Origin of the sequence: Pyxidicoccus sp. MSG2, from assembly GCF_026626705.1 — a bacterium.
Lineage (GTDB): Bacteria > Myxococcota > Myxococcia > Myxococcales > Myxococcaceae > Myxococcus.
On sequence record NZ_JAPNKC010000001.1, the window covers coordinates 7,862,293 to 7,885,502 of the forward strand.

At 70.5% G+C, this 23,210-nt stretch carries 12 protein-coding genes; 8 read left to right on the top strand and 4 right to left on the bottom strand.

The features are described from left to right. Positions 1-49: 49 nt before the first annotated feature. The 4 genes from OV427_RS30900 (at position 50) to OV427_RS30915 (ending at position 10,805) form a co-directional block, all read left to right on the top strand. The gene (locus OV427_RS30900; RefSeq protein ID WP_267859793.1) at positions 50-1,360 is read left to right on the top strand and encodes a serine/threonine-protein kinase; all 1,311 of its coding nucleotides are present in this window, start codon (positions 50-52) and stop codon (positions 1,358-1,360) included. 182 nt (positions 1,361-1,542) lie between these two features. Continuing rightward, on the top strand, positions 1,543-7,458 hold the full coding sequence (locus OV427_RS30905) for an alpha-2-macroglobulin (protein WP_267859794.1): 5,916 nt from the start codon (positions 1,543-1,545) through the stop codon (positions 7,456-7,458). Next, the gene (gene pbpC, locus OV427_RS30910; RefSeq protein WP_267859795.1) at positions 7,455-9,767 is read left to right on the top strand and encodes a penicillin-binding protein 1C; all 2,313 of its coding nucleotides are present in this window, start codon (positions 7,455-7,457) and stop codon (positions 9,765-9,767) included. Before OV427_RS30905 ends, pbpC begins: the two co-directional genes overlap by 4 nt. 75 nt (positions 9,768-9,842) lie before the next feature. Further along, the gene (locus OV427_RS30915) at positions 9,843-10,805 is read left to right on the top strand and encodes a hypothetical protein (protein ID WP_267859796.1); all 963 of its coding nucleotides are present in this window, start codon (positions 9,843-9,845) and stop codon (positions 10,803-10,805) included. A 199-nt stretch (positions 10,806-11,004) separates the two neighbouring features. On the opposite strand, the gene OV427_RS30920 is transcribed toward OV427_RS30915, so the two are convergent. The 3 genes from OV427_RS30920 to OV427_RS30930 all read right to left on the bottom strand — a co-directional run bounded on the left by OV427_RS30920 (position 11,005) and on the right by OV427_RS30930 (position 17,025). Further along, positions 11,005-11,676, bottom strand: coding sequence for an SRPBCC family protein (locus OV427_RS30920; RefSeq protein ID WP_267859797.1), 672 nt, complete (start codon positions 11,674-11,676; stop codon positions 11,005-11,007). A gap of 218 nt (positions 11,677-11,894) precedes the next feature. Beyond that, positions 11,895-15,284, bottom strand: coding sequence for a DUF4082 domain-containing protein (locus tag OV427_RS30925; protein WP_267859798.1), 3,390 nt, complete (start codon positions 15,282-15,284; stop codon positions 11,895-11,897). A gap of 328 nt (positions 15,285-15,612) precedes the next feature. Beyond that, entirely contained in the window at positions 15,613-17,025 is a 1,413-nt protein-coding gene (locus tag OV427_RS30930) for an L-serine ammonia-lyase (RefSeq protein ID WP_267859799.1), read from the bottom strand. A gap of 473 nt (positions 17,026-17,498) precedes the next feature. On the opposite strand from OV427_RS30930, the gene OV427_RS30935 reads away from it, so the two are divergent. From OV427_RS30935 to OV427_RS30945, 3 genes are all read left to right on the top strand, one after another. Continuing rightward, positions 17,499-18,704 carry a DUF4157 domain-containing protein gene (locus tag OV427_RS30935; RefSeq protein ID WP_267859800.1) on the top strand — a complete coding sequence of 402 codons (1,206 nt, stop codon included), beginning with the start codon at positions 17,499-17,501 and terminating at the stop codon, positions 18,702-18,704. 1,644 nt (positions 18,705-20,348) lie between these two features. Next, entirely contained in the window at positions 20,349-20,942 is a 594-nt protein-coding gene (locus OV427_RS30940; RefSeq protein WP_267859801.1) for a hypothetical protein, read from the top strand. Positions 20,943-21,176: 234 nt separating this feature from the next. Continuing rightward, positions 21,177-21,674 carry a hypothetical protein gene (locus OV427_RS30945; protein ID WP_267859802.1) on the top strand — a complete coding sequence of 166 codons (498 nt, stop codon included), beginning with the start codon at positions 21,177-21,179 and terminating at the stop codon, positions 21,672-21,674. Between the two features lie 57 nt (positions 21,675-21,731). Here OV427_RS30945 and OV427_RS30950 read toward each other — a convergent pair whose 3' ends face one another. Then, positions 21,732-21,878: a hypothetical protein gene (locus tag OV427_RS30950; RefSeq protein ID WP_267859803.1), complete on the bottom strand. Its 147-nt coding sequence runs from the start codon at positions 21,876-21,878 to the stop codon at positions 21,732-21,734. 132 nt (positions 21,879-22,010) lie between these two features. On the opposite strand from OV427_RS30950, the gene OV427_RS30955 reads away from it, so the two are divergent. Then, a complete protein-coding gene (locus tag OV427_RS30955; RefSeq protein WP_267859804.1) occupies positions 22,011-23,120 on the top strand; it encodes a hypothetical protein in 1,110 nt (369 codons plus the stop codon). Positions 23,121-23,210: the final 90 nt, after the last annotated feature.

Here is a 23,210-nt window from a genome sequence, read left to right on the forward strand (position 1 = left end):
TCTCCCGGGCCGGGTCCGTAGACTCGGGGCCCACCTGAGGAGGTGTACCGTGGAGCGCATCCAGCCCGTGATGGGCCACCGCGAGGACGCAGGGGCCGCGTGCGTGGTGTGCGAGGCCGCCCTCGACACCTCGCGGTGCGGCCACTGCGGCGCGGCCGTGGCTCCGGGTGGTTACCGCGTCCAGCGGGTCATCTCCCAGTCGGTGCATGGCCGCGTGTACTTCGCGGTGGGGCCGGATGGCCGTGGCGTGGCGCTCAAGGAGTTGCTCTTCGCGCTGGTGCCGGGCACGGAGCAGCTCGACGCGTTCGAGCGCGAGGCCGCCGTGCTGCGCTCGCTGAGCCACCCGGACATCCCCCGCTTCGTCGCGAGCTTCAAGGAGGGCAGCGGGGTGGGGACGCGGCTGTACCTCGCGCAGGAATTCCTGGAGGGCGAGTCGCTCCTCCAGCGCATCGACCGCAAGCGCCTGGACGAGGACGAGGCGTGGACGCTGGCCGCGCAGGTGCTGGAGACTCTCCAGGCCCTGCATCAGCGCACGCCCGCGCTCATCCACCGCGACGTGAAGCCGGCCAACCTCATCCTCCGCCCGGACGGGCGCGCGGCGCTGGTGGACTTCGGCGCGGCCCGGCACCTCGCGCGGGACGTGACGCACGGGTCCACGCTGGTCGGCACCTTCGGGTACATGCCGCCGGAGCAGCTCGGTGGCACGGTGGAGCCCTCGAGCGACCTGTACGCCCTGGGCGCCACGCTGGTGCACGCGCTCAGTGGCCGCATGCCGGCGGACCTGCTCGATGACGGGCTGGCGCTGTCCTTCGAGCAGCACGTCCAGGGCTCCGCGCCGCTCCGGTCGTTCCTCCAGCGGTTGCTGGCTCGGAAGCGCTCGGAGCGGTTCGGCTCCGCGGCGGACGCGCTCACCGCCCTGCGTGCCGCCCGGGCCAGGCCTCCCGAGGCCCCCGGGGTCGGGCAGGGCGAGGTGACCCCCTCGCCCTCCCAGGCAGCCGAAGCCACCACGCAGCCAGTGCCCCTGGCGCAGGAGGCCGAGGCTCGAGTGGTAGGGGAGGGCGTCACCGAGGCCGTCCCGACGCTCTCGAAGCGGCGCATCGTCCGCCGGGTCCTCATGGGCGTGTCCCTGGGCGTGCTGCTCGCCGGAGCGCTCCTCGCGAGCGGGCTCATCGACCAGGACCCCGTCGTGGTGGTGGTGGACCCTCCCGACGCCGTCGCCCCCGTCCGCCCGGGGACGCCGCTCCCTCCGTCGAGGCCCGCGCCTCCGGGCGGCGGCTCGCACCGGAACTTCCGCACGCCCTGGCCGGGCGCGTCCTCCTCTTCGTCTTCCTCCTCGTCCACGTCGTCCGGCTCCCACTAGCGGGCAAGCGGCCAGCCAGCCACGCACGGGCGTGGAGGCGCGGCTGTGCGCGCACAGGCCCCCGTGGCTGGCCGCCCACGTCCCGTGGCTTCGTTCCACGGCCCGACTCGTGCTTACATCCGCCGTAGCTGGCCCCCTGCTTGCTCCTTCCCGGACAGGCATCTCGCGCCGCACCCCACTCCATGTCCTCAAACGAATCGGAACCCACTCCGCCCCGACCGCGGTTCCTCACGCGCGTATTCGGAGAGCTTCGCTGGACCCCGCCCTCCTGGGCCGCCTCGCTGGGCCGTGCCTCTGCCGGCACCGCGCGCCGTGGCATCGACAAGGTCCGTCAGCATCCCAAGCGCTTCGCGCTCTCGCTCCTCGCCCTGGTGCTGCTCGTCGTGGGCGCGGATGCCGGCTACCGCTGGTACCAGAACCGCCCCAAGCCGGTGAGCTACGCGCTCTCCGCCACCAACCCTCCGTTGACGAAGCTGGAGGAGCAGACCCAGCCGATGCCGGTGTATCTGCACTTCACCGGCTCGGTGGCGCGCCTGGAGGCCATCGGCAAGCCCGTCACGGCCGGCATCACGATGACGCCCGTGGTGAAGGGGGAATGGCGCTGGGCCAGTGACCAGATGCTCACCTTCACCCCGGCGGAGGACTGGGCGGTAGGGCAGGAGTACAAGGTCTCGCTGGACCGCACGCTGTTCCCGGACCACGTCCTGCTGGACGCGTACGAGACGACCTTCAAGTCCGCGCCCTTCTCCGCGTCCATCTCCAACCTCGAGTTCTACGAGGACCCGCGCAATCCGAAGGAGAAGCGCGTGGTGGCGACGCTGACGTTCTCCCACGCGGTAGACCCGGCGACGCTGGTGCGCAACCTGTCGCTGCGGCTGGGCGAGGAGAAGCGCGGGCTGCTCGGCGCGAGCTCCGACAGCTTCCCGTTCAACGTCACCTACGACAAGCTCAAGGGACAGGCGTACCTCCAGTCGGACCTCATCTCCATCCCGCAGAACGACACGCCGATGACGCTGATGGTGGCGCCCGGCATCCGCGCGGCGCGGGGCGGTGACGGCACGGCGGACCGGCAGGAGCGCCGCGTCACCATCCCCGGCATGTTCACGTACTTCCACGTGGGCGGCTCCGAGGTGTCGCTCGTGCGCAATGACCGCTACGAGCCGGAGCAGGTACTGGTGCTCAACCTCACCACCGGCGTCACCGAGGCGGAGCTGCGCAAGAATCTCCAGGTCTGGGTGCTCCCCAAGGACCGGCCCGCGAAGGACGGCCAGCCCGTGGTGCCCAACGCCGCGTGGAGTGACTACGGCGTGGCGACCATCGGCGAGGAGCTGCTGCCGGCCTCCGCGAAGCTGAAGCTGGACGCGGTGCCCACGGATTCGGAGTTCGCCACGCTGCACAGCTTCCGCGTCCAGGCGGACGTGGGGCGCTCGCTCTACGTGCGGCTCAACAAGGGCACGCAGTCCGCGGGCGGCTACGTGCTGGCCGAGCGCTACGACACCATCCTTCAGGTGCCGGCCTATCCCGAGGAGGTGAGCATCCTCCACGAGGGCGCGCTGCTCAGCCTCGCGGGCGAGAAGAAGGTGACGGTGATGTCGCGCGACGTGAAGGCGCTGCGCTTCGCGCTCGGCCGCGTGCTGCCGGACCAGCTCAACCACCTGATTACGCAGACGGAAGGGCGCTTCGCCCACCCCGAGTTCAACTCCTACAACTTCAACGAGGAGAACATCTCCGAGTCCTTCAACGAGGTGCGCCCGCTGGAGGGCGCCGGCCGTGGCAAGGCGCAGTACGCCGCGTTCGACCTCGCGCCCTACCTCACGCCGGAGAACGCCTCGTCCTCGCGGCGCGGCCTGTTCTTCTTCAAGGTCCAGAGCTGGGACCCGGTGCACAAGCAGACCACCGGCAAGGAGGACGCGCGGCTCCTGCTGGTGACGGACCTGGGGCTGGTGGTGAAGGACAACGCGGACGGCTCGCATGACGTCTTCGTGCAGAGCCTCGGCGCCGGCCAGCCCGCGGAGGGCGTGACGGTGAGCGTGCTGGGCAAGAACGGCCTGCCGGTGGTGAGCGCCACCACGGACGTGGACGGCCATGCCGCCTTCCCGAAGCTGACGGACTTCGTGCGCGAGCGCGCGCCCATCGTGTACCTGGCGAGCAAGGGCGACGACTTCGCCTTCATCCCCGTCAACCGGTATGACCGGCAGCTCAACTTCAGCCGCTTCGACGTGGGCGGCGTGGAGAGCGGCTCCACGCCGGACCGGCTCTCCGCCTTCCTCTTCTCCGACCGTGGCCTCTACCGCCCCGGGGACACCTTTCACGTGGCCCTGGTGGTGAAGGCGTCCGACTGGAGCCGCCCGCCCACCGGCGTCCCGCTGGAGGCGGCCGTCATCGACCCGCGCGGCCTGGAGGTGCACAAGAAGAAGCTCACCCTCTCCGCCGTGGGCCTGGAGGGGCTCCAGTACACGACGGAGGAGACGTCCCCCACGGGCAACTACCAGGTGAATCTCTACGTGGTGAAGGACGGCAAGCGGGGCAGCCTGCTCGGCTCCACCACCGTACGCGTGGAGGAGTTCCTCCCCGACCGCATGCGCATCACCACGCGCTTCAGCGCCGAGCGCACCGAGGGCTGGGTGCCCCCGAAGGACCTCAAGGGCCAGGTGACGCTGAAGAACCTCTTCGGCATCCCCGCCGCCGACCGGCGCGTGTCCGCCGAGGTGTCCCTCTCCCCGGCGTACCCCAGCTTCCGCAAGTACCCCGGCTATCTCTTCCATGACCCGCTGCGCGCCCAGCGCACCTTCACCGAGCGCCTGGAGGACACCACCACCGACGAGAATGGCGAGGTGGAGCTGGAGCTGGGCCTGGAGAAGTTCGAGAAGGCCACCTGGCGCGTGTCTTTCCTCGCGGAGGGCTACGAGGCGGAGGGCGGGCGCGGCGTGTCGTCCGAGGCGTCGCTGTTGGTGTCGCCGCTGCCGTACCTCGTGGGCTTCAAGCCGGACGGCGGGCTGTACTACCTGAGCCAGGGCTCCGCGCGCTCGGTGGACTTCATCGCCGTGGACCCCACGCTGAAGAAGCTGGCGGTGCAGGGCCTGAAGGCGGAGCTCATCGAGCAGCGCTGGGTGTCCGTCCTCACGCAGCAGTCCAACGGCACGTACCGCTACCAGTCCGTGCGCCGCGACATCACGGTGCGCACGCGTGATCTGCCCATCGCCGAGGCGGGCTTCAAGTACGCGCTGTCCACCGACCAGCCCGGTGACTTCGTGGTGGTGGTGAAGGACGCGGAGGGCACCGAGCTCAGCCGCGTGGAGTACTCCGTGGCGGGCCAGGCCAACCTCACGCGCGCGCTGGAGAAGAACGCGGAGCTGGAGGTGAAGCTCGCGAAGCAGGACTACTCGCCGGGCGACGACATCGAGCTGAGCGTCAAGGCGCCCTACACCGGCGCGGGCCTCATCACGATTGAGAGAGACCGCGTCTACGCGTGGAAATGGTTCAAGGCGGATGCCACCAGCACGGTGCAGACCATCCGCCTGCCGCCGGGCCTGGAGGGCAACGGCTACGTCAACGTGACGTTCGTCCGCGCCATGGACTCGCAGGAAATCTTCATGAGCCCGCTGAGCTACGGCGTGGTTCCGTTCTCCGTGAACCGCGACAGCCGCGCGCTGCAGGTGACGCTCACCAGCGCGGACAAGGCCCGCCCCGGCGAGCCGTACCGCATCCGCTACCGCGGCAACCGCGCCGGCAAGGTGGTGGTGTTCGCGGTGGACGAGGGCATCCTCCAGGTGGCCGGCTACCAGACGCCGGACCCGCTGGCGCACTTCTTCAAGAAGCGCGCGCTCGAGGTGCGCACCGGGCAGATTCTGGACCTGCTGCTGCCGGAGTTCTCCGTGTCCCGGGCGGTGTCCGCCATGGGCGGTGACGACGAGGGCGCGGCCGCCATCGGAAAGAATCTCAACCCCTTCAAGCGCAAGAGGGACAAGCCGGTGGCGTACTGGTCCGGCGTCGTGGACATCGACGAGACGGAGAGGGACCTCGTCTACAACGTGCCGGACTCCTTCAACGGCGAGCTGCGCGTGATGGCCGTCGCCGTGGGCACGGAGTCCGTGGGCTCCGCCAGCAAGCGGGCCATCATCCGCGGGCCGTTCGTGATTACGCCCAGCGTGCCCACCTTCGTCGCGCCCGGGGACGAGTTCAACGTGGGCGTGGCGGTGGCCAACAGCGTGGAGGGCTCCGGCAAGGGCGCGAAGGTGACATTGGAGCTGAAGACGTCCGAGCACCTGGAGGTGCTGGACGAGGCGAAGCGGCCGCTCGACATCGACGAGGGCCGCGAGGCGAGCACGACGTTCCGGGTGCGGGCGAAGTCGGTGCTCGGCTCGGGGACGCTGGCCTTCACCGCGTCCATGGGCAAGGAACGCGTGAAGCAGTCGGTGGACCTGAGCGTGCGACCCGCGGTGCCCTACCTCACCTCGGTGGCGGGCGGCCACCTCAAGGACGGCAAGGCGGACGTGGCGGTGTCCCGGAAGATGCACGGGGCCTACCGGACGCTGGAGGTCAGCGCGTCGCCGCTGCCCCTGGGCCTGGCGCGCGGCCTGTCCACGTATCTGGAGAAGTACCCCTACGGGTGCACCGAGCAGCTCGTCAGCCGCGCCTTCCCGGCGGTGGTGCTGAAGGGCCGGCGTGAGCTGATGGGGCAGGGGCCGCAGGTGGCCGAGGCCTCCTTCGCCGCCGCGCTGCAGACGCTGCGCTCGCGGCAGAACGAGGAGGGCGCCTTCGGCCTGTGGGCGGCCAACTCGTACGCGCCCACGCTGCCGAGCATCTACGCACTGCACTTCCTCACCGAGGCGAAGGAGCGCGGCTTCGCGGTGCCGCCCGAGGTGATGAATCGGGGCCTCACGTGGCTGACCGTGCTGGTGGGCCGTACGCCCTCCGACCTGACCCAGGCGCGCAACATCGCGTATGCGCAGTACGTGCTCACCCGCAACGGCAAGGTGTCCCGCCCGGTGGTGGTGTCGCTGCGCGAGTGGCTGGACACGAATGCCGCGGAGGCCTGGCCCACGGACCTGACGGCTGCGTACCTCGCGGCGACGCACAAGCTGCTCAAGCAGGACAAGGAGGCCGAGGCCGCGCTGAAGAAGGTGCGCGTGGGGACGCCGCAGGAGTCGGACTACGCCTCGCTCTATGACGGGCTCGTCTACGACTCACAGGTGCTCTACCTGTTGTCGCGCCACTTCCCGGAGCGGCTCAAGGCCGTCACCGGCGACATGCTGGTCGGCATGACGAACCCCATCACCGAGGAGCGCTTCAACACGCTGTCCTCCGCGTACGCCATCCTCGGCCTGGAGGCGTATGCCCAGGCGCTGGGCGCGCAGGGGATGCCGTCGCGCAGCGGAGCGGCCATCCTGGAGAAGGTGGCGGACTCGCTCCGTCCCCTCACGATGCCGGACGGCCTCTTCCCGCAGGTGGCCTTCTCCGAGCAGGCCACCGGCGTGCGCGTGCAGGGGCCCACGGATGCGCCGCTGTTCTTCCAGGTGACGCAGGCCGGCTACGACCTTGAAGTCCCCACGCAGCCCATCGTCCAGCGGCTGGAAGTGCAGCGCGAGCTTCAGGGGCTGGACGGCAAGGTGGTGACGGAGGTGCCGCTGGGCGGCGAGGTGGAGGTGCACCTCAAACTGCGCGCGGTGGGCGACAACGTCTCCCACGTGGCCATCACCGACCTGCTGCCCGGTGGCTTCGAGGTGGTGATGGAGAAGCCGGCTGCGCCCTCCGAGGAGGAGTCCGAATCCGAGGAGTCCTCCGAGAGCTCCGAGGACTCCTCCGACGAGGGGGAGGGCGAGGAGTCGTACTACCAGGAGCCCGAGCCCGTCGCGGGCGGCTGGGTGCCGCCGGTGGGCAGCGACCGCTCCTCGTTCTCGCCCGAGTACGTGGACGTGCGCGAGGACCGGGTGGTGCTCTACGGCACGGTGGGCAGCAACGTCTCCGAGTACATCTACCGCATCAAGGCGACCAACACGGGCGCGTTCGTGATGCCGCCGGCCTTCGCCGAGGGCATGTATGACCGCGGCGTGCGTGCGCGCTCGGTGGGCACGAAGGTGACGGTGAGCAAGCCGTGAAGCGAAGGCGGTGGCGCCGGTGGTTGCTGGCGGTGCTGGGGCTCGCGGTGCTGTACGCCGCGGTGCCCCGGCCGCCGCTGCGGGAGGAGTTGGGCTTCTCGCAGGCGGTGTTCGACCGCGAGGGCCGGCTCCTGCGACTCACCCTGTCGCCGGACGAGAAGTACCGGCTCTGGGTGCCGCTGGAGCGGATTCCCCCGGTGCTGGTGGAGGCCACGCTGCTCCACGAGGACCAGCACTTCCGCGAGCACATCGGCGTCAACCCCGTGGCGCTGGGCCGCGCCGTGTGGAGCACGTACCTGGCGCGCGGGCGCCGCATGGGCGGCTCCACGCTCACCATGCAGTTGGCGCGCATCCGCTACGGCATCGAGTCGCGCACGCCGGGCGGCAAGCTGTGGCAGATGTTGCGGGCGCTCCAATTGGAGTGCACCTACTCCAAGGACGAAATCCTGGAGGCGTACCTCAACCTCGCGCCGTACGGGCGCAACGTGGAGGGCGTGGGGGCGGCCAGCCTCGTCTACTTCGCGAAGGACGTGGAGCGGCTGTCTCTGGCGGAGGCGCTCACCCTGTCCGTCGTCCCGCAGAGCCCCGCGCGCAGGGACCCGGGCAAGGACGCCGGTGCACTGACGGCGGCGCGACTGCGCCTGTTCGAGCGGTGGCTCGTGCTCCACCCGGAGGACGGCGAGCGCCGGGCCCTCCTGTCCCAGCCGCTCCCGGTGCGCACGCCGGAGGAGCTGCCCTTCCTCGCGCCGCACTTCGTGGGCCGGGCGCTGCGCGCGAGCCCCGCCGGCTCCAGCGTGAAGAGCACGTTGGACCTGTCCCTGCAGAAGCTGCTGGAGCGCCACGTGCGGCAGTACGTGGAGCGGCGGCGCGAGGTGGGCATCCGCAACGCGGCGGCGATGCTGGTGGACTGGCGCACGTTGGAGGTGCGCGCGGCGGTGGGGTCGGCGGACTTCTTCGACGTAGGCATCGACGGGCAGGTGGACGGCACTCAGGCGAAGCGCTCGCCGGGCTCGGCGCTCAAGCCCTTCATCTACGGGCTGGGCTTCGACCAGGGGCTGCTCCACCCGCGCACCATGCTGAAGGACGCGTCCACCGGCTTCCGGGGGTATGACCCGGAGAACTTCGACGGCGAATACGTGGGGCCGTTGGCGGCGGAGGAGGCGCTGGTGCGCAGCCGCAACATCCCCGCGGTGGCGCTGGCGAAGCAGCTCCGCGCGCCCGGCCTGTACGGCTTCCTGCGGCAGGCGGGAGTCACGGGCCTGCGTGAGGAGTCGTACTACGGCCTGTCGCTCGCGCTGGGTTCCGCGGGCGTATCCATGGTGGAGCTGGTGGAGCTGTACGCCATGCTCGCCAACGGGGGCGTGCTCCGCCCGCTGCGGCTGTCCGTGGATGCGCCCCGCGACGAGGGCGTGCGGATGCTGAGCGCCGAGGCCAGCTTCATGGTGCTGGACTCGCTGGCGAAGGGCCCGCGGCCCGCGCAGTCCTTCCGCGCCGAGTGGGCACGGGACACGGTGCCGGTGTCGTGGAAGACGGGAACGTCCACCGGCTTCCGGGACGCGTGGAGCGTGGGCGTGGTGGGGCCGTACGTGGTGGCGGTGTGGGTGGGCAACTTCGACGGGCAGCCCAACCCTGCCTTCGTGGGGCAGACGGCCGCCGCGCCGCTGATGTTTGAAGTAGTGGACTCGCTGCGCTCGAAGGACTCCGACGTGCGGCGCGTACACCCGTCCCCGCCGCCCGGCGTCAGCCGCGTGCAGGTGTGCGCGCTGTCCGGCGGCATCCCCGGGCGGCACTGTCACCGGAAGGCGAGTACCTGGTTCATCCCGGGCATCTCTCCCATCCGCGCCTGCGACGTGCACCGCGAGGTGCTGGTGGACACGCGTACGGGCTTGAGGACCTGCGCGCCCGGGCCCTCGACGCGCGCGGAGGTGTTCGAGTTCTGGCCGTCGGACCTGCTGCGCCTGTTCCAGAAGGCGGGCATGCCCCGGCGCGTGCCGCCCGCCGAGGACGCGACGTGTGGGCTGGAGCAGCGCGCGAGCGAGGGCACCGCGCCGCAAATCACCACGCCGGAGGAGGGCGTGGACTACAACCTGCGCGTGTCCGCGACGGCGCCGCAGACGGTGCCGCTGGCGGTGGTGACGGACGCGGACGTGCGGCGGGTGTTCTGGTTCGTGGACGAGCAGCTCGTGGGCACCGCGCCGCGCGGCGAGCCCCTGCACTGGTCGGCGCGGCCGGGCACGTACGTGGTGCGGGCCGTGGACGACCAGGGCCGCTCCGACGCGCGCACGCTGACGGTGCGCCTGGTGCCCTGACGACGGTGTCCCGGGGCCTCCGTTGACGGGCAGGGCCCCGGCCTTGAAGTATGCTCCGTCGGGAGAGGGCCGCACATGTCCAACGGGAAGAGGAGGGCCGGCAGTCCGGGGCGCTCCGACGAGACACGCATCGCGCCGGAAGAGGACGCGGACGCGACGCGGGACATCCCCATCCTCACCCGTCCCGAGGAGACGCGCATGGCGCCCCTGGAGACGGGGCCCATCGAGACGCGCATGGCTCCGTTGGGCGCGGGCGACCCGAACGCGACGCGCATGGGCCCCGTGGAGGACAAGCCCGCGCGGGCGGGCAAGGCGGGCGGGAAGGCGCGGGAGCCGGCGGACGTCGCCACGGACATCCAGAGCAAGAAGCCCGCGGGCAAGGCCAGCGCGAAGCCGGCGACGGGCTGGCTGGCGAAGGGCGGGGAGAAGCGGACGAGCCCGGCGCCGGAGAAGGTGGGCGTGGTGCGGCTGAATCCGCTGGAGCCCGCGAAGGGGAAGGGCGCGGCGGAGGAGGAGTCCCCGGCGCTGCGGACGATGTTCGCGAACCACTCGGCGCTGCTCGCTGAGGAGCTGCGGCGTGCGCTGGCCTCGAAGATGTATGGCCGGGGGCCGCACCGGGTGCTGCGCATCGACGAGCCGGAAGGGCCGAGCACGGCGGGCGGGAAGCTGGCGCGGCAGGCGATTTCCCTCGTGCCCCGCAAGGGCAGCTCGCCGTCGCTGATGTGCGGCTGGGTGGACGTGTCCAAGCGCGAGGCGCAGCTTCGCAACTTCGAGGGCGTGGCGAAGCGGTATGAGAGTCACCACGGCCAGCCCCTGGAGATGCAGGCGGAGGAGTACGAGCGCTTCCTGGGGGACGTGGAGGCGGTGCTCACCCAGGCCGTCATCAAGGTTCGCATCATCGTCCCGGAGGAGCAGGCGGCGGTGCGCATCTCCCCTTCAGTCCAGGCGCGGCCGAAGGGAGTCTCCATGCTCTGGGTGGCCACCCTCGCCGTGCTGGCCTTCGTGCTGGGCGTGTTCGTGGGCCGGATGCCCCACTGAGGCTATGCCGGCGGAGGCGCCTCGCGCGCCCAGTGCCGGTGCGCGGCGATGGAGTGCAGCGCAGTGCCCGCGAGGCGTCAGCGAGTGGGCACTGCGGCGCGCTTCAAGTAGAGACAATGTCCACGAGCGCGCGAAACGGCGCCGCGCCCCGGTAGCGGGAACCCGCATCGCACGGGGCGCGGTGAAGCTCAGCGGCTCATCACGGCGTGGGCTCTGCGACGACGGGCGCGCCCTCGGCGGGCTGCGCTGCGGCGGCGGCAGCAGCGGCCTCGGCGGCGGCCTTCTCCGCGGCGGCCTTCTCGGCGGCCACGCGCGCGGCCTCGGCCTCGGCGCGCTGCTTCGCGTCGGCCTCGGCCACCGTCTTCATGCTGGCCAGGCCCCGTTCGAAGTCCCCGCCGACCATCTTGTCCATGTCCATGAACAGGCTGAAGGCCTTGCCCATGAAGTCGTTCTTGCCGGCCATCACCCACGTCACCTCGGTGCCGCCCTCGGCGGGCTTGAACGTGAAGGTGGTGGTGCTGGTGGACGCGAAGGGCTTGATGAACTCCAGCTTGATGCGGACGAGCTCGTTGAGCTTGCTCTCTTCAATGGTCATCCGGCCTTCGCCGACATCGTCGTTGCCGACCCAGGCGTAGACCGCGCCGGTGCCGGACTCCGCGCCGGTGTGCGTGGTCTTCTGCTGCGGGTCCAGCTTCTCCCACGGCGACCACTCCTTCCAGCGGTGGAAGTCATTCACCACTGCGAAGGCGGCGTCGGCCGGCACGGGCAGGGTGGCGCTGCGCTGGACGCTGAACTCGGCGGGACGGGTGGCGATGACGCCGACGAGCACGAGGATGACGGCGGCGAGGCCGCCGAGAATCTTCTTGAGCATGGGGTGTGTGTCCTTTGGACGGGCCCAATGGGGGACGGGCCGGGGCGCGTCATAGAGCCCCCGGGCAACCCGACGCAAGACGCACCCCGCCGCCCCTCTCACCCCTCACGTCGGGTCAGGCGTGTCCACGCACCTCGCGCGAAAACAGAGCGGCCCGGCGCGATGACTCCGCGCCGGGCCGCCGGTGTCTCACCCCGTGGGACGGGGTGGGGAGCGACTCAGTTGTAGGTGGCCGTGTAGGTGCCGGCCTGTGCGCCGTTGATGAACGCGAAGCCCACGCCCTTGATGGTCTGCGCCGCCGTCGTCACCGCCGTGCCGTTGCGGCTCACCGAGACGAGCGTGAGGCCTGTCGCCGTGCGCGTGGGCACCATGAGCGACAGGTTGCGCGCCGGAGAGGCCACGGTGAAGGTGAGCGCCGTGCCGGTGAAGGCGACGGAGGACACCTGCGTGGCCTCGCGCGCGTCCAGCCACGCGAGGAGCTGCTTCGCGGTGATGACGGACACGCCCTCGCGCTGGGCCGAGGCGATGATGGCCGCCGAGCCCGAGGCGCCCGCGGACGGGTCCGAGTCCACGTGCATGTTGGCGTTGAAGGCGCCGTAGTAGCCCTTCGTCCCGAGCGCGTTGGCCAGCAGCGTGTCGATGTGCAGCGGGTAGGACTGGCCCGACTCGTCCGTCATCTGCGTGGCGAGCTGGTAGACGTCGATGGGCGTGCCGTCCACGTCCGCGAAGCGCATGGCCAGGCCCGAGCCGGTGAAGACGCCCGGACGGTCCTGCACCCAGTAGTCCGGCCAGTAGTAGTAGTTGGTGTCCAGCCGGATGCCGTGGCTCAGAGACACCTTCGGCTGCGTGGCCCAGTCACTGAACGCGATGCAGTGCGTGCGGTTGGTGATGGGCGCGGGGATGCCGGGGTACGACGACGCGAAGCTCGCGAGCTGCGGCGTGTAGAACGAGGGGTCCAGCGAGGTGGACGTGTAGTCGCCGCAGTTGGTGTTGATGTGGAGGGCGTACTCGAAGCCCTGCGTCGTGTAGCTCGCCGCCTGCGTCGCGGTGAGCCCGCCGACGAAGTCGTAGACGGTGCCGCGCACGCACTGCCAGTCGTCCACGTTGCAGCCGGTGGGGCTGGCCGTCAGGTAGTTCTGCCAGCGCTGGGTGATGGCGCCGCCCGGGTGGCCGTCGCCCGTCATCACGACCACCGCCTTCTTCGCGCTGGGGAAGTACCAGAGGCGCGGCAGCGGGGTGGCGCTGGTGAGGTGAATCAGGTTGGCCAGCAGCCGCTGCTGCTCGTCCGCCTGGGGAATCTGCACCTTGGCCAGGTTCACCCAGTCCGGCTTCGGGTCGAAGGACGCGTTGCCGTAGAACATGTCGCTGGCGCGTGCCCCCGGGCCAATGGAGGAGCCGTCGCGGTTCTGTCCCTGCCACGCAGGGTTGCCCTGGCGCGTGAGGACGACGGACTTCGCCAGGTCGAAGGCGAAGGCGATGGCCCTGCCGCTGCCCACCGTGCGCAGGGTGATGGCCGCGTACGTCGTGGGCGTGGTGGCGTCCGAGTACAGCGTGGCCACCGCGCGCGTGCCGGACACCACGGTGTGGCGGTCCGCGGTGCCGTGGTACTGCATCGTCTCCGCGGTGAGGCCGGTGCCCGGCGCCTGGGTGGTGTCGATGAGGAGGTAGCCGTCGTCCTGCGTGCCCGCGGAGGGGTTGAGGCCGAGCAGCGTGTCGAGGTTGGCCGCGGGGCGCATGGCGATGAGGCTGCCGCCCGCGTTCACCCAGTTGGTGACGAGCGTCACCTGGGCCGCGCTCAGCGTCTCCTCGCCGAGGATGAGCACCTTGTAGTCATTGAGCGACACCGAGCCGCCGATGTTGCCCGCGTCGGTGGTGGCGAAGGTGGTGAGCCCTTCCGCCTTGAGCACTTCCTTCAGGTAGTCGGTGAAGTGGTTGGTCGGGTCGGTGGCCACCAGCACCGGGCCGGAGCCGAAGAGGCCCGGGCGGGGCAGGGCGCTGGTCGGCTCGAAGACCACGTCCACCCAGTAGTTGGAGTTCTGGTAGCTGCTGTTGGGGAAGGTGGACAGCGCGCCATAGGCGAACACGCCGTTGCCGCCGCTCGTCGTCCCGGGCAGCGCGTGCAGGGGCGGCGCGTCCACGCCGCTGGCCAGGCCGTTGGAGTCGAAGGAGTAGCCGCCGAACGGCGCGAGGTACGAGGCCACGTACGTGGTGCCCGCGGTGATGGACACCGGCGTGGCGAAGCTCACCTGCTGCCAGCCCGCGGCCGTCTCGCTGATGAAGGTGGCGCTGGCCAGGTTCGCCCCGGCGCTGCTCCACAAGTTGCCCACGTGCGTGCCGGTGTTGCCCACGCCCTTGTAGAAGCGCAGGCCCTTCACCCTGCCGTCCACGTCCGCTCGGAACTTCACGCCCACTTCGATGGAGGACGTGTCGTTGGCCGTGGCGGTGACCGGCGTCGCGGTGGCGGGGAAGAGGCTGTACGTGTTGCCGGCCGGAGGCGGAGTCGGCGGCGGCGCGCCCGTGGCCTGGAAGACCACGTCCACCCAATAGTTGGAGTTCTGGAAGCTGTCGGTGGGGAGGGTGCCGGCGGGGCCGTACTTGAAGACGCCGTTGCCGCCGCTGACGGTGCCGGGCAGCGCGTACAGGGGTGGAGCATTCAAGCCCGCCGCGAGCCCGCCGTTGTCGAAGGCGTAGGATCCGACGGGCGCGTGGTACGAGGCGATGTACGTGGTGTTGGCGGCGATGGCCACCGGCGTCGCGAAGGTCACCTGCTGCCAGCCAGAGGCCGTCTCGCTGGTGAAGGTGGCGGTGCCCAGCAGCGCACCCGCGGCGCTCCACAGGTTGCCCACGTGGGTGCCCGTGTTGGCCGTGCCCTTGTAGAAGCGGATGCCCAGCACGTTGCCGCTCACGTCGGTCTTGAACTTCACGCCCAGCTCCACCGCGGTGGAGTCATTGGTCACCGAGGCGACGGTGGGCGTGGCGGTGGTCGGCCAGAGGGTGACGGGCGCCGCCGGGCGGAAGACCACGTCCACCCAGTAGTTGGAGTCGTGGAAGCTGTTGGTGGGGAAGGTGCCCGAGGGGCCGTACGCGAAGGTGCCGTTGCCACCGTTGGTGGGCCCGGCCAGCGCGTGCATGGGCGGCGCATCCGCGCCCGCGGACAGCCCGAAGTCGGTGAAGGCATAGGCGCCACCCGGTGCGTGGTACGAGGCAACGTAGGTGGTGCCAGCGGTGACGGGCACCGGCGTGGTGAGCGTCACCTGCTGCCAGCCGGAGGCCGTCTCGCTGGTGAAGGTGGCGGTGGCCAGCAGCGCACCGGCGGCGCTCCAGACATGGCCCACGTGCGCGCCGGTGTTGCTCGCGCCCTTGTAGAAGCGCAGGCCGACGATGTCGCCATTCACGTCGGCCTTGAACTTCACGCCCAACTCCACTGCGGCGAAGTCGTTGGTCACCGAGGCGACGGCCGGCGTGCTGTTCGCGGGGAAGATGGAATACGTCGGCTGCGCCCACGCGCCGCCCACGGGCAGCGCCGTCAGGACGAAGGCGAGCGCGAGGGTCAGACGTGTGAGCAGGTGTTGGATGACCCGGGTGGGTCCTGGCTGGATGTTTGTCATTGGATGGGTTCCTCGAGCGCCGCGGGGGCGTGCGCTGGTGCGGTAGGGGTAACCGCGACTTCCCATCTTTCCGCCTGTTTGCAGCATTCACAATGCAACGAAGGGGTGTCCCGTCTGACAGGGGCTCGGGCCGGGTGGCCCCATGCAACTTTTCCTGGCCTGGTGAGAAAATAGAGACGTTCTCAAATCGAGGCCGGCCGGCGTGACTACCGCGCCCATCGAGCTGCGCTTCCCCATGTACATGCGCGGGTAGTCCGCCCGGTGCTTCGGGTGTAGCGACGCGGCGGCTCCTGGAGACGGGGGCCGCCGTGCTCGTTCCAGCGGACCGTCAGCACTCCGGGAGGCCGACGCTCAGGTTGGCCACTTCCAGCACGTTGACGGCGAGGCCGCCGCGCGCCGTCTCCTTGTACTTGTCCTTCATGTCGCGGCCGGTGTCGCGCATCGTCTTGATGACCTTGTCCAGGCTGACGAAGTGCTTCCCGTCGCCGGACATGGACATGCGCGTGGCGTTGATGGCCTTCACGGACGCCATCGCGTTGCGCTCGATGCACGGCACCTGCACGAGCCCGCCGATGGGGTCGCACGTGAGCCCCAGGTTGTGCTCCATGGCGATTTCCGCCGCGTTCTCCACGTGCAGCGGCGAGCCGCCCAGCACCTCGGTGAGCCCACCGGCGGCCATGGAGCACGCGCTGCCCACCTCGCCCTGGCAGCCCACCTCCGCGCCGCTGATGGAGGCGTTCTCCTTGTAGAGCACGCCGATGGCGCCGGCCGTGAGGAGGTAGCGCACCACGCCGTCGTCGTTCGCTCCCGGCACGAAGCGCCAGTAGTAGTGCAGCACCGCGGGGATGATGCCCGCCGCGCCGTTGGTGGGCGCGGTGACGACGCGGCCGCCCGCGGCGTTCTCCTCGTTGACGGCGAGCGCGTAGAGGTTCACCCAGTCCAGCACGGTGAGCGGGTTGGTGAGCCCGGCCTCGGGACGGCTGAGCAGCCGCTGGTACATGGCCGCGGCGCGCCGCTCCACCTTGAGGCCTCCGGGGAGGATGCCGCCGCTGGTGCAGCCCCGGCGCACGCAGGCCTGCATGACCTCCCAGATGCGCAGCAGCCCGGAGCGAATCTCCTCCTCGCTGCGCCACGTCTTCTCGTTGGCCAGCATGATGGAGCTGATGGGCAGGCGCTCGCGCTCGCAGTGGGCCAGCAGCTCGGCGGCTGAATGGAAGGGGAAGGGCTGGGACGTGGTGTCCGGGCGAATCGGGCTCTGGCCGTCGGCCGCCGTCTCGTCCACCACGAAGCCTCCACCCACGGAGTAGTAGACGCGCGAGTCCAATTCCGTGCCGTCCGCGGCGAAGGCGGAGAAGCGCATGCCGTTCGGGTGGTAGGGCAGCGTGCGGCGGCGGTGCATCACCAGGTGCTCGCCGTCCTTGAAGGTGACCTCGCGCTGGCCGAGCACGGCCACGCGGCCTTCCGCGCGCCAGCGGGAGACGATGGCGGGAATGGACTCCACGTCCACGCCCTCGGGCGTCTCACCGCGCAGGCCGAGCAACACCGCCTTGTCGCTGCCGTGCCCCTTGCCGGTGGCGCCGAGCGAGCCGAAGAGCTCCACCTTGAGCTTGGAGAGCCGCTCCAGCTTGCCGCCCTCCGCGAGCCGCTGCGCGAACGTTCGTGCGGCGCGCATGGGCCCCACGGTGTGCGAGCTGGAGGGACCGATGCCAATCTTGAAGAGGTCGAAGACGCTGACGGCCATGGGGGGCGGAACATGCCACGTTTCGCATTCCCTCCCAGTGCTTGCGGGAGAAGTCGCTGTCCGCGTCCGGACGGACAGCGCTCATTGGGATGCCAACGAGCGGTCGGTCGCACGTACGCTGGCCGAGCGCCGTGACGCACTCGTGGCAACGCAGCGCGTTGGCGGGCGTCGGGTGCGGTCGGGTGGGACGCCAGCGCCATCACCGCGTGGAGGGCTTCTGGCAGTGATACCCGGTTCGACAGGCGTCAGAGCGGGTGCCTATGCTTTTCGCATGCGCGTGCCCGGGGGACTGACGTCACGGCAGGCGGTGCGGCAGCGGCAGGGGCCGCGCGCGCCCATGGCCCCATCCCTTCGCGCCTCCTGGCCCGCTGTCACTCCCGGAGAGGGCTGACGCATGCCAGCCCCCGCGCGCGCGCCGGCCCGAGGTCCTTCCGCGGCGTCCGCGCGCCCCGGCTCCCGCGCGCACGGGGACGGTGGCCACCTCCGCCAACGCACCGGGCGGCGCGGCCGTTCGCCTGGGTGGTGCTGCCCGGCGGAGCCCCCGCCTCCTGCGCGCCATGGCCCACCTGCGGCAGGAGCCGGAGTCCTCCGCGCAGGCCGTGAGTGCGTCGCCGGAGGCCCGTCCCATGATGGCGGCGCCTCCGCTGCCCGGGGCTCCTGGCGGCGGTGCGCCGCTGGCACCTCCGGTGCGCAGCGCCGCCGAGCGCAGCTTCGGGGTCGACTTCGACGCGGTGCGCGTGCACACGGATGCGCGCGCGGGCACCGCCGCGGAGCAGCTCTCCGCGCGGGCCTTCACCTACGGCAACCACGTCTTCCTCGGCCAGGGCGAGCAGGCCACGGACGTCCGGCTGTTGTCGCACGAGCTCGCGCACGTCGTGCAGCAGGAGGGCGCTTCGGCGGTGCAGAAGTCTTCCCAGGGGCAGGATGGCCCGCACGAGCGTGAAGCGGACCGCGCCTCGCAGGCGGCGACCCGGGGCGAGTCGTTCAACGTCAGCGGGCGGACCTCGGGGCCCGGGGTGCAGCGGCTGGGCCTCAGCGACGCGCTCGACTACTTCGCGGACCGGGCCAACAACATCCCCGGCTACCGCATGTTCACCATCATCCTCGGGGTGAACCCCATCAACATGGGCCGCGTGGAGCGCAGCGCGGCCAACATCCTCCGCGCGGTGGTGGAGTTCATGCCCGGCGGCGGGCTCATCACCCAGGCGCTCGACAACCACGGCGTCTTCGAGCGCGCGGGCGCGTGGGTGGAGCAGCAGATCCAATCCCTGGGCGTGACGGGCGGCGCCATCCGGGACGCCATCAACCGCTTCCTCGACTCGCTGAGCTGGCGCGACATCTTCAACCTGGGCGGCGTGTGGGAGCGCGCCCGGCGCATCTTCACGGAGCCCATCGACCGCATCATCAGCACCGCCCGCGCCATGGTGAGCGGCATCGTCCAGATGGTGAAGGACGCCATCCTGCGTCCCCTGGCGCGGCTGGCCGAGGGCACCCGCGGCTACGATTTGCTCAAGGCCGTCAGAAGCTGGTGCGCGCCGTGGGCGAGCCGGCCGTGCGGGCGATGGAGACGGCGTTCAGCCTCGTCCGGACGCTCGTCACCCAGGGGCCCGCCGCCGCGTGGGAGCAGATTCAGCAGAGCCTGTCGAACCTGCGGGAGATGGTCATGGAGCAGGTCATGACCTTCGTGCGCGACAGGGTAGTGCAGGCGGCGATTACGCGCCTGGTGACGAGCCTCAACCCGGCGGGCGCGTTCATCCAGGCCATCATCGCCACCTACAACACGGTGATGTTCTTCGTGGAGCGGCTGCGGCAGATCTCCCAGGTCGCTGCGTCCGTCATCGACTCGCTCGCGGCGATTGCCAGCGGCGCGATTGGCCCCGCAGCCAACCGTGTCGAGCAGACGATGGCCAGGCTGCTCACGCTGGTCATCAGCTTCCTGGCGCGCATCGCCGGCCTGGGGCGGGTGAGCGACGCGGTGACGAACGTCGTCAACCGCGTGCGTCAGCCCATCGACCGGGCGCTGGACAGGGTGGTGGACTGGATTGTCGCGCAGGCGCGGCGGCTGGGGCGGTTCATCGCCAGCTCCGTCCGGGGCGCGGACACACGCACGCCCGAGGAGAAGCAGCGCGACCTGGACCGCGCGGTCCGCGAGCTGCGTCCTCGCGTGGAGCCGCTCATCCGGCGCGGAGCGCCACGGCTGCTGGTCATGGCCCGCCTGGCGATGTGGCGGGTCCAGTACCGGCTGACGACGCTCTCCTTCGAGGGCCGGCGGATGGTGGCGACCATCAACCCGGAAGCCACGATGTACGACAACCTCACGGAGGTCCTCATCGGGCGCGCGCTGGAGCCCCGGCTGGTGGCGGCCCGCGCCAGCTTCCTGCGGGAGCTGGGCTCCGCCTCTCCGTCCACGTCGCCCTTCGCCCAGCAGCTCGCGGCGGCGCAGGCCGCGGCCCGGGGTGGGCAGACTGCCCCGCAGCGCCTGGGCCCCGAGCAGATCAACCTGCTCGCGGACCGCATCCGCTCCGGGGACGTGACGCTCCAGCCCCCGCCGCTCGTCGGGCGGCAGCAGGTGCAGCGACAGCAGCTCTTCGACCCGGCGATCCAGGGCTTCACCACCGAGGTGCGCCTCCCCGCCGCCGGTGGTCCCCCGCAGGGACAGAACTTCCTGGTGCCGACGCTCGGCGCCTACGCGCAGGGCCACCTGCCCGGCGGACGCGCGCCGCTCCCGTTCCCCCAGACGGATCCCCTCTACAACGACCGCACCCGCTACAACTGGAACCCGTCTTACGGGCCGTCGGTGAACCTGGTGATGGAGCAGGGGCAGAGGACACCGGACATCGGCGGCCTGCGCATCGTCGAGAGCGCTCGCGCGCCGGGTGGCCTGCCGGCGTACCGGGTGGCCACCGCGCTGCAACAGGCCGGGGTCCTCTCGGAGCAGGATGTCACCTACGGCCGCCAGGCGGGCATGGCGGTGGGCGGCTCCGCGCAGCAGGGCGAGGCCGCGTTCCGGCGTTTCGCCCTGGGCCAGCCTTCCCTCGCGAACGCACCCACGCGCGTGCGGCAGGGCAGCTATGCGGTCCTCTTCGATTCGCTCCTGCAGGCGCTCCGCAGCGACCAGACGCGGCTGGTGGTCGTGGCGGGCGGCGCCTCGCTCGTCGAGGTCGGTGCGGCGTTCGACCGCTGGCTGGCGACGACCGTCCGGGACCGGCAGATCCAGGACACGACCGATTCGCGGCAGGCCGGCGCGCTGCTGACGGACCGGCTGCATCGCTTCATGCAGTCCGCGTCGTCGTCCACCTGAGCAACTGGAAGGGGGAGTCCCGATGCCAGACCTGGTCTTCAAGTCGCCGCCTCCAGACGTCGAGCTGCTGGAGTCGGTCGACCGGCTCCTGCGGGACTGGGGGACGAAGTCGCCGGACCTCCAGTTCGTCTCCAACGGAGTCGTGCACCAGTCGCCCGGAGTCGTCGTCTTCCAATGGACACATGCGGCGGACCCGAACCTCATCATCACTGTCACGCTCGATGACGTCCGCCGTGCGCGCTACCTCCACGTGGCGGCGGCGGACCCCGACTCTGCCGCGCTCCTGACCACCGGGCTGGGACGTCGGTTCTCCACGTACTCCGTCGAGGAACTGAGGGACGCCGTTCGCCGCGAGGGTGCGAATGACCCGGCGGCCTTTGTCCGATTGGCGATGGTGCTCGACCGCGAGGACGAAGCGTCGAGCCGGCTCATCCAGGAGGGGCTCGAATCACCAGACACGGAGGTGAGGGCCAACGCCGCGACGGCGGTCATGCACCTGCGCTGGCCCGGGTTCCGTGACGCGGTCCTCCGGGCGCGGTTGCGTGAGACGGATGCCGGTTTCGCCAACCTGCTGGAGGCGCTCTCTCGCGGGTACGCGGCGGACGCACCGGGCTGAGCGCCGCGGGTTCGTGGGCAGGCCCATGTGATTGGTATGGGATTGACGCTCCGCGTGTTGCGGCGGACGTCACATCCATGTGTGGGTTTGTGACTTCGCACGTCACATGGGAAGCGGGTGCTCGCGCAACTCCAGACGGAGCGCGGGGTGGCTTGCTTCATGCTTCGGGCGCGGGCTCCACCTCCGGTACCGCCCCGCCAGTGGGGCCCCTCCGGTCACCTGAAGGAGCTACAGATGAAGAAGACGCTCGTAACCTTTGTTGCTGCCATTGCCGTCGCGGGCTTCGGTGCCTCCGTGCATGCCGCCGCCTATGGAGGTGGCTTCGTCAAGACCTACGGAGGTGGCACCCCCACCAACCCGAACCCGACGTTCCACGGCAACTGCACGGCTACGCTGCAGCAGTTCGCCGTGGGCGGGGACGGCGGGCCTGACTACAAAACTGTGATCAACTGGACGACGGTGTCGGCGTCTACCCCTGGCGAGTGCAACTCCATCGTCAATTCGTACCTCAACAGCAACAGTGGCGGATTCTGGTTGCTCAGCCCGTACACCCCCCGGTGTGCATGCTCCTCGCCCGGCATGGCGCGAGCCATTGCCCTCGGCGACACCTTGAGCTGGACGCAGGCGCAGGACGACGCGATGAGCGCGGAGCTGGCCGAGCTGAAGGAGGAGTACCGCGTCGATGAGTACTACGAGCGCGTCCAGCAGCTCGTGGAAGAGCGGATGCAGTAGTCCCGCCTCCATCCGCGCCCTGGCGCCCGGCGGGACTCCCCGCCGGAGCGCCGTGTGTCATGTCACGGCGCGCTCCGCGGCGGACACGGCGGCCTTTCGTCTCGGAGACGCCGCGCGTTCCTCCTCGAGGATGGCGAGCGTCTTCCGGTACTCGGCGGCCTCGGCCAGCCGTGTCAGCTCGAACTCTCCATGGTGCTTGCGCACGGCCTGCGCAATCTCTTCGAGTGTGACGCGGAGGGCTCCGTGCTCGGAGTCTTGGAAAGGCAGAGAACTATTTCCCGCCCCGCCCGTTGAAGCCTCTCATCACACCGCGCACCTGCCTGGAGAGGCTGTTCCATGTTCTTCGTCCGTACCCTGCGCGCCGCGCTCGTCGGCGTGCTGTGCCTTGCCTTGCCCGCGCTCGCCGGTGACCCGCCGCTGGGCGAGGCGAAGATGTCCACCGCCAACAAGGCGGCGGCGAAGGTGCTGAAGGCCCGGATGCAGGAGGAGCGCCCGGAGGACTACGCCGTCCTCCAGAAGGTGGAGGCCGCCGAGGTGGTGGTGGTCTCCGGCGAGTATGACCGCGTGGAGGACGTGCTGCGCGAGGTGGGCGTGCCGCACGTCGTGGTGACGCCGATGCAGCTCGCGCGCACCCCGCTGAACGCGAAGCAGCTCCTCATCATCAACTGCTCGGGCAGCCTGGGGCCGAAGGGGCTCGAGAAGGTGCGCAAGTTCGTCAACGCGGGTGGCTTCCTCTACACCACGGACTGGGCGCTGACGAACGTGGTGGAGAAGGCCTTCCCCGGCTTCATCGCCTTCAACGGCCGCGAGACGGCGGACGACGTGGTGGAGGTGCAGGTGAAGGAGTCCAGCGGCAGCAACCTGCTCAAGCACCTGCACCTGGCGAATGCGAATCCCAAGTGGTGGCTGGAGGGCTCGTCCTACCCCATCCGAGTCCTCGCACCGGACAAGGTGGAGGTGCTGGTGGAGAGCCGGGAGATGAAGAAGAAGTACGGCGCGGCGCCGGTGGCGGTGATGTTCCGCTACGGCGACGGCAAGGTGCTGCACATCGCGAGTCACTTCTACCTGCAGCGCAACCAGGTGCGCTCGGTGGCCGAGGCGAAGAAGGGCGGGGCGTACCTGAAGGAGGACGCGAAGTTGTCCAAGAAGGCCGCGGAGGCGCTCGCGAACGACGAGGACGTGAAGAACGCCCAGGCCGGGGATCTCCAGAGCGCCTACGCCGCGCAGCAGATGACGAGCAACCTCGTCATCGAGCGGAAGAAGGACCAGGCGCGCATCGACCAGCTCTACAGCAAGACGCTGGCGCAGCCGGCTCCGGCGAGCCGGGCCAGCGCGGGACTGGGCTCGGGAACGCGCGTGAAGGTGGTGGAGCAGAAGGGCGAGAAGGTGAAGGTGCGCTCCATGGAGGGCGACGAGGCGTGGGTCGACTTGGCGGCGGTGAAGTAGCCGCCTCGGAGCGGTGCGCATCCGGTTGTGCCACTTCCCACCTCCGCCGCGCTTGGCGGGAGTCTCCATTGCGCACTCCCGTCAGCGCTC